Origin of the sequence: Argonema antarcticum A004/B2 (assembly GCF_023333585.1) — a bacterium.
Lineage (GTDB): Bacteria > Cyanobacteriota > Cyanobacteriia > Cyanobacteriales > Aerosakkonemataceae > Argonema > Argonema antarcticum.
In genome coordinates this window covers 71,566-87,608 of sequence record NZ_JAIQZN010000019.1, presented here as the reverse complement: position 1 = coordinate 87,608, position 16,043 = coordinate 71,566, and the positions used below count along the sequence as shown (strand labels likewise).

Annotated in this window: 15 protein-coding genes; 6 read left to right on the top strand and 9 right to left on the bottom strand. The window is 47.4% G+C overall.

Going from position 1 to position 16,043, the window contains the following annotated elements; translation table 11 throughout:
• The first annotated feature begins 86 nt into the window (after positions 1-86).
• Positions 87-653, top strand: a complete 567-nt coding sequence (locus LAY57_RS11175; RefSeq protein WP_249066504.1) for a ribonuclease HII — start codon at positions 87-89, stop codon at positions 651-653.
• On the opposite strand, the gene LAY57_RS11170 is transcribed toward LAY57_RS11175, so the two are convergent.
• Positions 650-1,234, bottom strand: coding sequence for a DUF1997 domain-containing protein (locus LAY57_RS11170; protein WP_249066499.1), 585 nt, complete (start codon positions 1,232-1,234; stop codon positions 650-652). The genes LAY57_RS11175 and LAY57_RS11170 overlap by 4 nt on opposite strands.
• 279 nt (positions 1,235-1,513) lie before the next feature.
• Between LAY57_RS11170 and pheA the strand changes: the two genes are divergently transcribed.
• From pheA to LAY57_RS11145, 5 genes are all read left to right on the top strand, one after another.
• Positions 1,514-2,356: a prephenate dehydratase gene (gene pheA / locus LAY57_RS11165; protein WP_249066498.1), complete on the top strand. Its 843-nt coding sequence runs from the start codon at positions 1,514-1,516 to the stop codon at positions 2,354-2,356.
• An 80-nt stretch (positions 2,357-2,436) separates the two neighbouring features.
• The gene (locus LAY57_RS11160) at positions 2,437-3,918 is read left to right on the top strand and encodes a hypothetical protein (RefSeq protein ID WP_249066497.1); all 1,482 of its coding nucleotides are present in this window, start codon (positions 2,437-2,439) and stop codon (positions 3,916-3,918) included.
• Between the two features lie 479 nt (positions 3,919-4,397).
• Positions 4,398-5,183: a molybdate ABC transporter substrate-binding protein gene (modA, locus tag LAY57_RS11155; RefSeq protein WP_249066496.1), complete on the top strand. Its 786-nt coding sequence runs from the start codon at positions 4,398-4,400 to the stop codon at positions 5,181-5,183.
• A gap of 16 nt (positions 5,184-5,199) precedes the next feature.
• Positions 5,200-7,692 (top strand): ATP-binding protein, encoded by a 2,493-nt coding sequence (locus tag LAY57_RS11150; RefSeq protein ID WP_249066495.1) that lies wholly within the window; start codon positions 5,200-5,202, stop codon positions 7,690-7,692.
• Positions 7,693-7,725: 33 nt separating this feature from the next.
• On the top strand, positions 7,726-9,036 hold the full coding sequence (locus LAY57_RS11145; RefSeq protein WP_249066494.1) for a sensor histidine kinase: 1,311 nt from the start codon (positions 7,726-7,728) through the stop codon (positions 9,034-9,036).
• 73 nt (positions 9,037-9,109) lie between these two features.
• Here the strand turns inward: LAY57_RS11145 and LAY57_RS11140 are convergent, their stop codons facing one another.
• The 8 genes from LAY57_RS11140 to LAY57_RS11105 all read right to left on the bottom strand — a co-directional run bounded on the left by LAY57_RS11140 (position 9,110) and on the right by LAY57_RS11105 (position 15,817).
• Entirely contained in the window at positions 9,110-9,751 is a 642-nt protein-coding gene (locus LAY57_RS11140; RefSeq protein ID WP_249066493.1) for an LON peptidase substrate-binding domain-containing protein, read from the bottom strand.
• 136 nt (positions 9,752-9,887) lie between these two features.
• On the bottom strand, positions 9,888-10,205 hold the full coding sequence (gene rpsJ / locus LAY57_RS11135; RefSeq protein ID WP_249066492.1) for a 30S ribosomal protein S10: 318 nt from the start codon (positions 10,203-10,205) through the stop codon (positions 9,888-9,890).
• A gap of 125 nt (positions 10,206-10,330) precedes the next feature.
• Positions 10,331-11,560 carry an elongation factor Tu gene (gene tuf, locus LAY57_RS11130; protein WP_249066491.1) on the bottom strand — a complete coding sequence of 410 codons (1,230 nt, stop codon included), beginning with the start codon at positions 11,558-11,560 and terminating at the stop codon, positions 10,331-10,333.
• Between the two features lie 106 nt (positions 11,561-11,666).
• On the bottom strand, positions 11,667-13,742 hold the full coding sequence (gene fusA / locus LAY57_RS11125; RefSeq protein ID WP_249066490.1) for an elongation factor G: 2,076 nt from the start codon (positions 13,740-13,742) through the stop codon (positions 11,667-11,669).
• A 93-nt stretch (positions 13,743-13,835) separates the two neighbouring features.
• A complete protein-coding gene (rpsG, locus tag LAY57_RS11120) occupies positions 13,836-14,306 on the bottom strand; it encodes a 30S ribosomal protein S7 (RefSeq protein ID WP_249066489.1) in 471 nt (156 codons plus the stop codon).
• Between the two features lie 118 nt (positions 14,307-14,424).
• Entirely contained in the window at positions 14,425-14,805 is a 381-nt protein-coding gene (rpsL, locus tag LAY57_RS11115; protein WP_249066488.1) for a 30S ribosomal protein S12, read from the bottom strand.
• 132 nt (positions 14,806-14,937) lie between these two features.
• Positions 14,938-15,444 carry a HesB/IscA family protein gene (locus tag LAY57_RS11110; RefSeq protein ID WP_338022392.1) on the bottom strand — a complete coding sequence of 169 codons (507 nt, stop codon included), beginning with the start codon at positions 15,442-15,444 and terminating at the stop codon, positions 14,938-14,940.
• Entirely contained in the window at positions 15,404-15,817 is a 414-nt protein-coding gene (locus LAY57_RS11105; protein ID WP_249066487.1) for a phosphomannose isomerase type II C-terminal cupin domain, read from the bottom strand. The genes LAY57_RS11110 and LAY57_RS11105 overlap by 41 nt, the downstream gene beginning before the upstream one ends.
• Positions 15,818-16,043: the final 226 nt, after the last annotated feature.

Genomic DNA, 16,043 nt, shown 5'->3' with positions numbered 1-16,043 from the left:
TCCCCCTTGTCCTCCTTGTCCTCCCCCACTCCCCCACTCCCCCACTCCCCCACTCCCCCACTCCCCCACTCCCCCACTCTCCCTCTATGGGAATAGTGGCAGGGGTCGATGAAGTGGGGCGGGGTTGTTTATTCGGCCCGGTAGTTGCGGCTGCGGTGATTTTACCGGATGCCGCATTAAGCGAACTTGCTGCCGCCGGTATTAAAGATAGCAAACAACTAACTAGCCTTGGGCGACAGCGATTTGCCTCTACAATTCGGGCAGTGGCGCTAGATTACCAAATCGGAATGGCCTCTGCCCGTGAAATTGACCGGATCAATATTTTTCAGGCATCTTTGTTGGCAATGAAGAGAGCTGTAATCAGGCTATCGGTGCAGCCGACTCTTTGCCTAGTTGATGGTAAATGGCCGATTCCAGACCTGCCGATGCCACAACAGTCGATTGTGAAGGGTGATGAGCAGTTGGTAGCGATCGCAGCTGCCAGTATTCTCGCTAAGGTGTGGAGAGACGAGCTAATTCTTCGCTTGGCCGCTAAATACCCAGAATATGGTTTAGATGCCAATAAAGGTTACGGCACTGCCCGACATATACAGGCTCTAAAAGAGCATGGCCCTTCACGTTGGCATCGGCGTTCTTTTCGTCCTTGTCGCTAAGCAAAGTCTGACTGACCTGCTAGACCTGGTGCTTGAGCAGAAGCACTATTTGCCGTAGCACTCGCCCATTTGCGATAATCCAACAGCAATTGGTGCATCAACCGATGTTTAATCGTTAACAAGACACTTTTAAGCAAACCGTTGCCAGTAGCTTCCAGCACTGGCTTGGGGGTTAACCAAAATGGAGGTGGTAGTTCAACTTGCACTTGTAAATCCGCTTTCCCCTTCAGGTAAGTGACTCCGTTGATTTGGGATGGAAACAGCCGTCCTTTCAGGTCAAGTGCAAACCGTTGGTTAATGTATTCCATGCCCAGGATTTGACAAGCCACAGACTTTAAATGGACACTACCGTCGCTTTCTGTCCACACCCGCATATCTACAGTGGGTTGAATCGTCAGCATCATAAAGCTGAGGGGGCGCATTTTCAGGCGAAAAAGTTCCTCGCCCAGCTGCTCAATCCGACTTGACTCAACCAGCGCTTGCACGAGACGTTGAGGCTGACGCAAATAATGCTTAATCGGAATCGGTTGCTCTGGAACAGCAATTTCAACAGATTGGGAAGCGACAAATCGGGTGTGCATGGGTAGAAGGAAACAGAAGGTTGTTTTGTATGATTATTAATTAATTTTACGTTACAGTTCTTAAAACATCCGCTTGGAAGTCTTAATCATATCATTACAATACAGCCGCCAGTAGTCAGCTGTGGTGCAATTCTATCTGTCTGCGATCGTAAAACTTTATCTATGGCTTCCGCCTCTACCAAAGGCATCAACAGCGGGGACTGTTTTCGGGGTGTAATGAAAAAATAACAGTTTACGCCGTATTGCTGAGAAAAATTAACAAACTGAGATCTGAAGCTTATGAGCATATCTATTGCACACTTGGGGCCGACTGGCACTTACGCTGAAGCAGCTGCCCTAGCTTACGCTAATTGGCTGCGTCTGGAAAAAGGCCAAGAATGCTTTCTGTGTCCTTATCCCAGCATTGCCCAAACACTCCAAGCAACGGCTGATGGGCAAGCTCATCTAGCTGTTGTCCCGGTGGAAAATTCTCTTGAGGGCAGTGTATCTATGACGCTGGATACGCTGTGGCGGCTGGATACACTGCAAATTCAACAAGCTTTGGTATTGCCGATTTGCCATGCTATGCTATCATCTGCGGACAATTTAGAAGCAATTCAGACAGTTTATTCCCACCCGCAGGCTCTAGCTCAGTGTCAGGGATGGCTGGACAAGTTTATGCCTTCGGTTCAACAGGTGCCGATGAATTCGACTACAGAGGCGTTAAAGTATTTGGAAGAGGATGTGACGGCTGGAGCGATCGCTTCAGGGCGAGCTGCTGAAATCTACAATCTACCCATTCTTGCCTGCCCAATTAATGATTTTTCGAGTAACTACACGCGATTCTGGGTGCTAAGTTTACAACCATCTCCCGGAGGCGGTCACACCTCCCTGGCTTTTAGCGCTCCGGCTAATCTACCAGGGGCGCTTGTTAAACCGCTGCAACTGTTCGCGGAACGAAATATTAACCTGAGTCGAATTGAGTCGCGTCCGACAAAACGATCGCTCGGCGAATATCTGTTTTTCATCGATATAGAAGCTGACGGCACTCAACCATTTGTGAAAGCTGCTTTAGATGAGTTAATAACTTACAGTGAAACTTTGAAAATTTTTGGTAGTTATAGTGTTTTACCTATTGAGTAAACATTTAAATCAGGTTGACGCAATAAAGCGCTTTTCCCCCCAGATGTAGAGTCAATTCATGAATTGACTCTACATCTGTAGTGGATGAGGCGATAAAATGCGTAACACTCCCCACTCCCCACTCCCCACTCAGCACTCAGCACTCAGCACTTTACTATATTATGTTTGAAGCTGCCCAAGGCATTCCCGGCTTACCCGATTTGACACAACCAACTCAACTGATCGAATTTGGCTCAAGGGTACGTCGCATATTCTTTTTTATCGCAGGCATAGTGGGGTTTTTGGGAATCGTGCTTGCCTTACTCAACTTTTCCCGCCGCCGAAACGAACCAGAACTAGGGATTGCGATCGGACAATGGTTAGAAGGATACTCAGTATTACTGCGAATATTACTGCATGGAGCTTTAGTCTTCATCCTGGTAGTAACAGGTTTTTTTCTTTGCTCGACTTTGGGTACTCGTTATCACTTTTGGGAACAAGCACGAGTTTCTCAAGTTGCTGAAAGCGTCTCTGGAGAGAGACTAGAACAATCAGCACCTCAAATACGTTACGTTATTCAAGAACCTTACTCTTACAATACTCAAGCTGGTAATAGAATCGTGCGGGTACAGGAAACGCGCACGATCAACCGCTTTTTAGCAGTCGCTGGATCTCAAATTCAGGTTAAAATCGACCAAACCTCAGATCCGCAAAAGAAAGGACGAGGAATTTATCTGGTAGACTTTAGCGCTGATTACCGAGTTATCAACCAACTAAATACAACTGAAAATTTATTCTTTGAATTATCTCCTCCTAGCAGCTACTCATTACTGCAAAACTTTAAGGTAGAGCAAAACGGTACAAGGCTAAACCCAACTAATCCTGGTGAATATAGTTTTCCGTTTAGTATTGCGCCAGGAAAAGAAACAAGCTTTCGAGTAACATATAAGGCTCAAGGTTCTCCACGCTGGGTGTATAACGCTAACGGACAATTATTGTCGAATTTTCGCCTCTCCGTGCTAGCAAATTTCTCTGGTGCTGATTTTGCGAGCGGTATTGTGCCAACTGAAAGTAAGATCGAAGAAAAAGGGACTCGATACACTTGGATATTTGATGATAATGTTTCTGTTCAAAACCCGTTTGGCGTGTTTACGGCTACAGAGAGAGTCCAAAATACTGGTATTTTACCGCGTTTGCTGATATTGGCTCCTGCTTTATTTCTGTGGTGGTTATTGTTGCTGTATTTGTCTCTACCGATGAGTTTACGGGATGTGGCTCTAGCTGGTGGCTTATTTTTTGCCTGCATTCTATCTTTGACTTACTTTAGCAGAGTCATAAATCCCCAATTAGCTTGGTTAGTAATTTCATTATTCCTTTTAGTTTTAGCTTGGGGACTCGGAAGAAACTGGCGTGCGTCCCTTGCCGCTTTTATTAGCACTATTGCGGGAGGAGTCCTACCAGTTTTAGGATTATTAGTGCCTTATAGCGGCTTAACTTTAAGTCTGGCAGGATTGCTCTCGGTAGCTTGGTTAGCAGCGCTAAATTGGTATGGTTTTTATCGATTAAACCAGGAAACTCGTTAACTGCTTACTGAGTAATTATAGCAATCGCCAGGGCGGTTAAGACATTCTTAATTCCACCAAACCCTTGATTATAAAACCTTCTTACCTCTTACCTCTTCCCTCTTCCCTCTTTTAACTCAAAACTCTGTACGGGCGGGTTTAACAGATGAATCTGGGGTCAAAACAGAACTATTCTCAACGAAACCCGCCCCTACAACTCAAAATTTTCCCTAGTCCCTAGCTATACAAAGAGAGTTATTGTCAACCAAGAAAAGCCGACTTTATCTGCAACGAGATTCTTTTTTAGCTTTTTAACTTCTTTGGATTTGAGTTGGGGGTAAGTGCCATCTTGATTGCCGTTATCTAAAATATTGGTAATTGGCTATAAAATCCCCAGAAATACCGATGAAAAGCTGTAATTTTTGTTGAAATTGGGATTTTTTGGGTAACGATAATAGTAGCATGGGAACCGCATGACCAGAAAATGCTCACAAATCCCGATGAAAAGCTTTCAGTGGATGGCGTTGTGCTTCGTATCCTTTGTGCTTGCGCTTTGGTTAGGCAGTTGTTCATCCCCTCCAACCCAGGTAGTCAACTTAAACTTTGGGGCAGCGGGCATGGTACGCAATGCTATGCCAGAGCTTGAAAAACTTTACCAGCAGGAACATCCCCATGTTGTGATTAACTGCATCTTCGCTGGTTCTGGTGTGATACAGACAGCCATTGAACGAGGAGAACCGTTTGATGGAGTGTTCTTTGCGGACATTCCACCCTTGAATGAGTTACAAGCGAAGGGGTTGATCTTGCCTGAAAGCCGCAAGGAACTGGTGAGTACAGACATTGTATTGATTGCTCCTACTGATTCGTCCCTGCAACTTGCCAATTTCCAAGAATTAGCGGACGATCGCCTCAAAACTGTAGCGGTAGGCAACAAAAATCTAGCCATTGGTCGATATACTCATATCCTGCTTACCCGGCTGGGGATCGATCGAGCAGTAGCGTCAAAGGCAGTTGTGGTCAAGGTGGATGTGCGGGAAGTCTTGAGAGCCGTCGAGCTGGGAGAGGCTGAAGTAGGCATTACCTTTCTTTCAGAAGCCAAAGCCTCTGCCAAAGTAAAGGTATTAGCCATCGCACCAAGAGATTTCTACCATCCGATCCGAACTGGTGTTGCGGTCATCAAAACCTCTGCCCATCCCCAGGAAATGCAGGCTTATCTGGACTTTTTAAGCACCGATCGGGCACTGGCAATATTTGAAAAGTTTGGGCTGCGCCCCCTGCGTTCATAAAAAAAGGGAAAGACAGATGAAACCACAATCCAACTTTCTCAAAAGTGTGACTTGGAGTTTGGCAGCAGCCACCTTCATGGCTTTGGCTATGAGTGGGATAGCATTCTGGAGTGCAAGCCGGACTTTAGAAATCAATCACCAGATTGCTGAAGATTGGGAAACCCTGAATGCTTTGAAATCGGTAAGCAGTGCATTAAAAGATACTGAACGGTTGCAGCGGCAATACCTGCTGACCGGCAATCAAGATACCTTGACGGTACTTGGGCTGCGGATGATTGATGTCGATCAAGAAATACTGCGACTGCAAGCCTTACTCAAAGACAGTCCTAGCGAAGAAGCGTCGGGTAAACGCTTGGAAGCATTCATACTTCGACACCTGCGACACCTGCGGCAAGGTATTGAACTCCGGCAAACCAAAGGGCGGGATGCGGCAATTGACCGATCGCCAACCCTAATCCTCGACGAAACAACGTTGCTGATGCAGCAGATCGAAGCCACAGAAACCGTAGAGTTACGGCTGAAACAACAAGCTGTTACTAATACTGCTATTCAGGCAATGGGGACTTTTGTAATGGGTATTGTCATCAACCTGGCAATTATTTTCTCGATCTACTCTTTAATCCAGCGCGAAACCCTGAAACGGAATCAGGCGGAAATTGACCTCCAGCAAAGTAACCAGACGCTTCAGGAGCAAGCGACGCTGATGCAACTGATCCTTAACAGCATGAGCGATGGCGTAATTGTTGCGGATGAAAATAGTCAATTCCTAATCTTTAACCCCGCTGCCGAACAGATGTTTGGCAAGGGAATTACTGAAAACCCACAGGAAGAATGGTCGAAGGATTATGGGGTGTATCAAATCGATAGGGTGACTGTATTCCCACCAGAGCAACTTCCGCTGGTGCGATCGCTTCAGGGTGAGCAGGTAGAGAATGTGGAGATGTTTATCCGTCATAGTAAAGCCCCAGAAGGTATTTGGGTTACAGTTAATGGCACACCTCTAAAAGAGGCGAGCGGTGCATTGAAAGGAGGCGTTGTCGTTTGCCGCAATATTAGCGATCGCAAATCTGCCGAACTAGAGATATTGCAAGCAAAAGAAAAAGCAGAAGTTGCTAACCATGCCAAGAGCCAATTTCTCGCTAACATGAACCACGAATTGCGAACCCCCCTCAACGGCATCCTGGGCTATACTCAGATTCTCCAGCGCGATCCAGCTACCACTACCAAGCAGCTAAAGGGATTGGGGGTAATTCACCAGTGCGGTTCCCACTTGTTAACCCTGATCAATGACATTCTGGATCTCTCAAAGCTGGAAGTGCAAAAGATGGATCTCTATCCCCAGGATTTCCACTTGACCAACTTTCTTACCACCACCGTAGAAATTTGCCGCATCAAAGCAGAACAAAAGGGCATTACCTTTCGTTACCACCCAGCTGCTAATCTGCCCACAGCCATCCATGCAGATGACAAACGTCTGCGGCAGGTGTTGCTAAACCTGCTCAGCAATGCCATCAAGTTTACCGATTTTGGCAATGTAACGTTTAAGGTTGAGGTAGTGGATGATGGGGAAACAGCGCAGGATTCATCCCCCAGAATTCTCTTCCAGGTGAAAGACACAGGCATTGGCATCCCACCAGAAAAGTTAGAATCCATATTTTTACCATTTGAGCAAGCTGGGAAGCGCGATCGCAACAGCGAAGGTACCGGTTTAGGGTTAGCCATCAGTCAGCAAATTGTGCAAATGATGGACAGTTCCATCCAAGTCAATAGCACATTGGGCAAAGGCAGCATCTTCTGGTTTGAGGTGAATCTGCCCATTGCTACCGATTGGTTTGCCCAATCTGTCTCTGCTAATCAACGGGTAATCGGCTACCAGGGTGAGCGGCGTAAAATCTTGGTGATTGACGATCGCCGGGAAAATCGCGCTGTAATCATGGGAATGCTGGAACCCTTGGGCTTTAAGATGGCTGAGGCGGACGATGGGCAGACAGGACTGGAACAAGCCCTACAAATGCGCCCAGATTTAATTATTACCGATGTGATGATGTCAAAAATGAGTGGGCTGGAAATGACCCGCCACCTGCGGGAACTACCGGATTTTGCCAAGATGCCAATCATTGCATCCCCTGCCAGCTTGTCTCAGGTGGATATGCAGTCGGTGATGGCGGCTGGGTGTAATAGCTTTTTCCCAAAACCAATCGAGTTTACTGGATTGCTGGGCGAATTACAGCGTCACCTGGAGTTGCAGTGGATTTACGAGACAGCACGGTCGGCAGATGAACTGTCTGCTAAGTTTTCCGACGCACTGGATTGGGTAGTGCCGCCACGGGAAGAACTGGCAGTCCTCTACCGGGCAGCCCAAGATGGTTTTATGACTGACATTCAGCAAGAAGCTAACCGCCTCAAGCAACTCAATCCTCAGTATGCGACGTTCACCAACAAAATACTGGAACTAAGCCAACGGTTTGATGACGAAGCTATTCTCAATTTGCTGAAAGCTCATGTCTAGGTCTTTTATTCACTTGATGTAAGGAGTTTAGCCATGTCTTTTGATCCTACACCTCAACCCGGAACTATTCTGGTGGTGGATGATAACCCCACTAATATTCAAGTGTTATTTGATGTGTTGAGTGAAATGGGTTATCGGGTGGCGATCGCCAAAACTGGGGAAGCGGCTCTGCAACGGCTCCAGTCCTACCATCCCGACATCATTTTGTTGGATGTAATGATGCCGGGAATCGATGGGTTTGAAACCTGCCAGCGGCTCAAAGCCGACCCAGACACCCGCGATATTCCGGTCATTTTCATGACGGCTCTTTCTGACTCAGTGGATAAGGTCAAAGGGCTGAGCCTGGGAGCAGTGGATTACATTACTAAACCCATCCAGCATGAAGAGGCACTGGCACGCATCCGGGTACACCTGCAACTGCGCGACTCCCAACAGAAATTGGAACATCGTACTGCCGAACTCTCTCAGGCGTTAGACAGCCTGAAGCAGGCACAGGTGCATCTGGTGCAAAACGAAAAGATGTCGTCCCTTGGTCAACTGGTGGCAGGAGTGGCGCACGAAATCAACAATCCCATGACTTTTATCCATGCCAATCTGACCCCTGCTGAAGAATATATCCGGGATCTGATTAACTTTGTTGACCTGTACCGGGAATGCCATCCCCAACCTCATGCCAAAATTCAGGCATGGATGGACGAGGTGGATGTGGAGTACCTGAAAGAAGACCTGATCAAGCTGATCCATTCTCTCTACATAGGAAGCGATCGCATCCGCCAACTCGTCCGTTCATTACGGAACTTCTCCCGTCTGGATGAATTGGGAGCCCAGCCGGTCGATCTGCATGAAGGGATTGAAAGTACCCTACTGATTTTGCAACATCGTCTCAAAGCCAGAGCAGATCATCCCGGCATTCAGATCGTGCGGGACTATGGACAATTGCCTCTGGTGGAATGCTATCCCAGTCAACTGAATCAGGTGTTTATGAACATTCTTGGCAATGCTATTGATGCCCTGGAAGAACGAGATCGCCAGCGTAATTATGCTCAGATGATTGCAAATCCCAGCATAATTACGATTCGCACCCAAATATTACCCAATCAGACGATCGCTATCTATATTGCTGATAACGGTTTCGGTATTAAGGAAAATATCTGTGCCAAAGTATTTGAACCGTTCTTTACCACCAAACCCATCGGCAAAGGCACGGGACTGGGACTCTCAATCAGCTATCATATTATTACTGAAAAACACGGCGGTAAGATTTACTGCTACTCCACACCGGGACAAGGAGTAGAGTTTGCGATCGAAATCCCAGTGCAGCAAGTAATGTATCAAGTAGCTTAGTAATGTTCCGTCAGACTAGCTTCTCTAATAGGACTTACGCAGAAACCCGGTTTTTAAGTAATTTTTCTACTTTTCAGTTTTTTAGGGTATCTTTAAGCACAGTGCGAGCTGCCAGGTGATTGCGGGTCGAGGTCAAAATTTCCGCTTCGCGTTCGAGTCGAGCGGCGGTATCCTCCATTTCTAGCAGGGACTGCTGTTCTGCTGGTACACCGTAGAGGTTGCTGGCCACCCAATAGGATAATTCCCTGGGCAGACTGGGAATGTCATCGGGTAATTCAATATTTTGGTCTGTCAACTTAGCCGAAAGACGAACTACATCTCGCAACAGTTGTTCCACCTCTGCTCCCAAAGAATTTAATTCCTTCTGAGGAGGCCGATCTTCAATCCATTCTACCAAACCAACTCTGTAAGGCTTATCTCGAACGTACTCTAGGACGCGGAACCTTTGCTGGCCCAAAGTTAAGACCTTCATGCGATCGTCTGGTAGACGCTGATACCGGATAATTTCGGCACAGCAACCAACAGATGCGGGTTTACCGGATGATTCCATCAGCAATACCCCAAACCGGCGATCGCTTTCCAGAATGGTGTTCATCATGATTCGGTAGCGAAACTCAAAGATATGCAGCGGCAGGGGTCTACCTGGAAACAAAACGACTTCCGGCAATGGGAAAATAGGAAGCTCTCGCACAGCAATTGAGGAAGAGGGTGCCATAGTACAGTCGGTAAAGGCGCTTCTTTAACTACTTTAGCCGATCTCCACTCTAAAAAAGCAAGAACTATCAATAAATAAGCCTTTTAGAAATAATCCTAAAAGGCATACAGGGAAAATAATTTACGCTTTGCGCCGATTAAAGTTTTACTTCGATATCCACACCTGCTGGCAGATCGAGTTTCATCAAGGCATCAATAGTTTTAGAAGAAGGTTGATAAATGTCGATAATACGGCGGTGAGTCCGCGTTTCAAAATGTTCCCGCGAATCTTTATCTACGTGAGGGGAACGCAGAAGACAATAGATTTTCCGGCGGGTTGGGAGGGGAATGGGGCCGATCGCTGTAGCTTGCGTCCGATTGGCTGTATCGACAATCTTCTCGCAAGAAGTATCAAGCAGACGGCGATCGAAAGCCTTAAGACGAATACGAATTTTTTGTTGCTGAAGTGCTGCCATTTTAAATTTTCTAGGTTCTGAGTAGTGGGTGCAAATGCTAGTGAAATGCCCTGTTAGTTCAATGAAGGATGCAAAAGGAGCAGAAAAGCATCTGTTCTCTGCTCCTTATTTATTTGGAGACGCTTCTACTTCAGGATTTTAGAAACGACACCCGCACCAATAGTGCGACCGCCTTCGCGAATAGCGAAGCGCATACCTTGTTCGATCGCGATCGGGTTAATTAACTCAACCGTCATCTTGATGCGATCGCCCGGCATGATCATCTCCGCCTCAGCGCCATCATCAGATGTGAACGCTTTGATCGTACCTGTTACATCCGTTGTCCGCACATAGAACTGAGGACGATAGCCTGCGAAAAATGGAGTCTTCCGACCACCTTCTTTTTCCGTCAGTACATACACTTCCCCTTCAAATTGAGTGTGAGGCTTAATCGTACCCGGCTTGGCTAGCACCATACCGCGCTCGATATCTTCCTTCTTCAGACCCCGAAGCAACAGCCCTACGTTATCTCCTGCCATTCCTTCGTCCAGAGTCTTCTGGAACATTTCCACACCCGTGACAGCCGTGCTGCGAGTATCTCTGATTCCCACCAGTTCGACTGTTTCGCCTACCTTGACTTTACCCCGCTCGATCCGACCAGTGGCGACGGTACCCCGACCCGTGATCGTGAACACATCTTCTACTGCCATCAGGAACGGCTTGTCAATCTCCCGTTCTGGCGTGGGAATGTACGAATCGACAGCATCCATTAGAGCGTAGATTTGATCGACCCACTCATCCTCACCCCGTGGGGTTTTGGGACTTTTCGTCATTTTTTCCAACGCCAACAGTGCCGAACCTGCCACGATCGGAATATTGTCACCATCGAATTCATAAGAACTCAAAAGTTCGCGCACTTCCAAATCCACCAGTTCCAACAATTCTTCGTCATCCACCATGTCTTTCTTATTCAAGAAGACAACTAGGTTGGGGACGCCTACCTGCTTGGCTAGGAGGATATGTTCCCGCGTCTGAGGCATTGGGCCATCAGCCGCTGACACGACCAGAATGGCTCCGTCCATTTGAGCGGCACCAGTGATCATGTTTTTCACGTAGTCCGCGTGTCCGGGGCAGTCTACGTGGGCATAGTGTCTGCTTTCAGTTTCATACTCAACGTGGGCTGTGTTGATGGTGATCCCCCGCGCTTTTTCTTCAGGAGCAGCATCAATATCAGCATACCCCTTGGCTTTCGCGCGACCGATCGCGGCCAGGGTCATCGTAATTGCCGCCGTTAAGGTTGTTTTGCCGTGGTCAACGTGACCGATCGTGCCGATGTTTACGTGGGGTTTATTCCGTTCAAACTTTGCGCGTGCCATGAATTTAGATGTTCCTTTTCCTTTGATCGATTATCGATTCGAGATTTCAGATTTTAGATTTTAAACTCCATCAAATCTAAAATCTCAAATCTAAAATCTCAAATCCTTATGCGTTTCCTTTGCTCTTGGCGATGATAGCTTCAGCCACGTTACGCGGCACTTCTTCGTAGTGGCTAAACTCCATCGAGAAGATGCCCCGGCCTTGAGTCTTAGACCGGATATCCGTAGCGTAGCCAAACATTTCTGCCAGCGGCACCTTAGTGGTAACCTTGGCAATTCCCTGTTCGGAGCCCATTCCTTCGATTTGACCGCGACGGGAGTTGAGGTCACCCATTACATCTCCCAAAAAGTTTTCGGGAACTTCTACCTCAACTTTCATCATAGGCTCCAACAGCACTGGCGAAGCCTTCATTACAGCTTCTTTGATTGCCATAGAGCCGGCAATCTTAAAGGCCATTTCTGAGGAGTCTACGTCGTGGTAAGACCCATCTACCAGGGTTGCTCTCAGGTCAATCACCGGATATCCGGCCAAAATCCCTGATTCGCAGCTTTCTTTGATTCCTTCCTCGATCGGTTTGATGTATTCTTTCGGAATTACACCGCCGACAATCTTGGAGACGAATTCAAAGCCGGTACCCGGTTCTCCAGGTTGGATTTCGATCACGGCGTGACCGTACTGACCTTTTCCACCGCTTTGACGGATAAATTTACCTTCTGCCCTGACAGATTTGCGAATGGTTTCGCGGTAAGCAACTTGCGGCGCTCCGACATTTGCTTCTACCTTGAATTCGCGCAACATCCGGTCAACCAGAATTTCCAGGTGCAGTTCGCCCATCCCCGCGATCACGGTTTGGTTGGTTTCCGGGTCATTGCGGACGCGGAAGGTGGGGTCTTCTTCCGACAAGGAATTGAGAGCTTTGGATAGCTTCTCCATATCCTGTTTGGTTTTTGGTTCAACAGCTACGGAGATTACTGGCTCTGGAATGAACAACGACTCTAGAATCACAGGAGCGTTTTCATCGCAGATAGTATCGCCGGTAATGGTGTCCTTCAGACCAAGCGCAGCGCCTAAGTCACCGGCTCGGAGTTCATCCACATCAATCCGTTCGTCTGCCTTCAACACAATCAGGCGGGATACCCGTTCCTTTTTATCTTTGGTTGAATTAAGGACGTAGCTGCCCTTTTTGAGGACGCCAGAGTAAACCCGAATGAAGGTTAGGCGACCGTAGGGGTCTGCCATGATCTTGAAGGCTAAGGCTGACATTGGCTCGCTATCTGCGGCGTTCCGCAATACCGGGCTGCCATCTAGCAATTGGCCTTGAATGGGAGGAACGTCTATTGGGGCGGGTAGGTAATCAACCACTGCATCCAACAACGGCTGAACGCCTTTGTTTTTGAAGGCAGAACCGCACAGCAGGGGTACGATCGTGCCAGCGATCGTGCCTTTCCGCAGTGCCGTTTTGATTTCCGCTTCGGTGAATTCTTCGCCTTCTAGGTATTTCTCGGTTAGAACATCATCTGTTTCGGCTACGGCTTCGATCAGCTTGAGCCGGAATTCGTCTGCTTTGTCTTGCAGGTCAGCCGGAATGTCTCTTTCCTCGATTTCTTTTCCTTGATCGTCTTTATAGAACGAGGCTTTCATGCGTACCAGGTCTATGATTCCCTGGAAGTCATTTTCTGCCCCTATAGGAAGCTGAATTGGTACTGCATTTGACCTCATGCGATCGACGATCTGGTCGTAAACTTTATAGAAGTTTGCTCCCGTCCGATCCATTTTATTGACGAAGACAATCCGAGGCACGTTATACCGATCTGCCTGCCGCCAAACAGTCTCCGATTGAGGCTGCACTCCACCTACCGAGCAGAATACAGCGATCACCCCATCTAATACCCTCATGGAACGTTCGACTTCAATGGTGAAGTCAACGTGCCCTGGTGTATCGATGATGTTGATTTTATGGTCTTTCCAACTGGTGGTGATTGCGGCAGCAGTAATGGTAATTCCTCGCTCCCGCTCTTGCTCCATCCAGTCAGTTACGGTGGTTCCTTCATGGACTTCTCCAATCTTGTGAACCGTTCCCGAATAGAACAGAATCCGTTCTGTTGTTGTTGTCTTGCCCGCATCAATGTGGGCTGCAATCCCGATGTTGCGTGTTCTTTCAAGCGGGACGATACGTGCCACGGCTACCTCCTTTGGTTATTGCCGTAGATAAAAATTCGTTACTCTCTGTTAAGATTCTATACTTTTCTGATGCCCTCGCGGGTAAATCGGAAATCAATACCGATAATGGGCAAAAGCCTTATTTGCTTCAGCCATCCGGTGAGTTTCTTCCCGTTTGCGAATTGCGCTACCCGTTTCGTTAGCGGCATCCATCAGCTCGTTAGCCAATTTGCTGGCCATTGTTCGTCCGGCTCTCGCCCTAGAAAATTGAATCAACCAGCGTAGGGCTAACGTTGCACCTCTGTCGGCACGGACTTCCATTGGCACTTGGTAGGTCGCACCACCCACCCGGCGAGCTTTCACTTCTACCAAGGGCGTTGCATTGCGGACAGCCCGCTCAAACGTTTCTAGTGCATCTCCACCTGTCCGTTCCTCAATTATCTTAAGGGCATCATAAACAATTCCAGATGCAACGGACTCTTTCCCACTTCTCATTACCCGCCGCACAATCATGGTAACTAGGCGACTGTTATATACAGAGTCGGGTGGTATGGGACGTTTTTGAATGACAGTACGACGAGACATATTAAGCCAATTCCATGAAATTTCAAATGCCGACGCTAATTGCTTAGGCAAAGTTTAGAGTGAGTACATTTTTTGCCTTTGGGCCTCCAAAAGTTGGCAGACGCGGGATCAAAGCGTCTCACGCCTTTGCTTTAGGACGCTTTGTTCCGTATTTAGAACGCCCTTGACGGCGATCTTTTACTCCGGCAGTATCTAAAGTACCGCGAATAATGTGATATCTGACTCCGGGCAAGTCTTTTACGCGACCGCCCCGAATCATCACTACGGAGTGTTCTTGCAAATTATGACCGATGCCCGGAATATAAGATGTCACTTCAAACCCAGAGGTGAGGCGCACTCTGGCTACTTTGCGTAAAGCTGAGTTTGGCTTTTTAGGAGTTGTTGTATAAACTCTTGTACAAACGCCACGGCGCTGCGGGCAACTCTTCAACGCTGGAGATTTGGTTTTCTTGCGCGCTTTTTGCCGTTCATCACGAATTAGTTGTTGGATTGTGGGCATGAACTCTTAATCTACAGTTTTTGGCTGCTTTAAATTAACCACAAATGTAGATTATATCGCTTTTATTTTCTTTTTGTCAACTGCCTAACAAAAAATCGTGTGTTAATGTCTTCAGGCCACAAAGCCAATACTTCAGCGATCGATCGAGAAGGAGTTACCGCAGCCACAGGTTTGAGTCGCATTAGGATTATGAAAGCGAAAACCCCCACCCATAAGATCTTCTGAGTAATCTAAGGTGAGGCCATCAACGTATGGCAAGCTTTGTGCTTCCACGACTACTTGCAAACCATTACAATCATAGACGCAATCCCCAGATGCGATCTCGGTCTTACCCAGATTTGTTTCACAGATCGAATCGTCAAACTCCATTGTATACAACATCCCAGAACAGCCACCCGGCCCAACGCTGAGCCGAAACAGTGCATTATGCTGTTTTAACTTTGCTCTGAGCCGTTTTACTTCACTGGCTGCTGATGCGCTGAGATGGATCATTGACTTAAAAAAGAAGAAGTCATGGGCATGGGGGTCAGTTTGGGCGGAGGCAATTTCAGATTGCAGATTTAAAATTTCAAATTTGAAATCTAAAATTCCCTCTGCCCTAGTGGCGGGCGTAATCGTCTTGAAAACGGACAATATCATCTTCGCCTAGATATTCTCCATTTTGCACCTCAATCAAGATCAGAGAAATCACACCAGGATTTTCCAGCCTGTGATTGGTACACTGGGGAACATAAGTAGACTCATTAGCTGCAAGCAAGCGTTCTTCATCTCCACAAGTTACTTTAGCAGTACCTGAAACCACTATCCAGTGTTCGCTGCGGTGATGGTGCATTTGTAAGCTAAGGCGGTGACCCGGCTTGACTTCAATGCGCTTGATTTTGTAACCCCGTCCTTCTTCCAAGGTTGTGAAGGAACCCCAAGGACGCAGTTCTGTTGCAGCAACTGCGTTTGGTGTCGCCAGGTGGGATGAAGGTAGGACGGTTACTGGAGAAATTTCTTGAGACTGAGCCATGACTTCTTTCCTTGAGTACTGCTTTAGAATTAGTTTTGTGAAGATATAGCTAGGAGGAAGGGGCTAGGGGCTAGGGGCTAGGGGCTAGGGGAAGAAGGGTCTATAATTAAAGGTTTCAGGAATTAAGAACGTCCTAACTGCCTTCATCGGTTGCTATATATGAAAACAGAGGAAGACTTTCAACGATCGGTAATGCGGTGAAACCTTAGCTAAACATAACAAAATC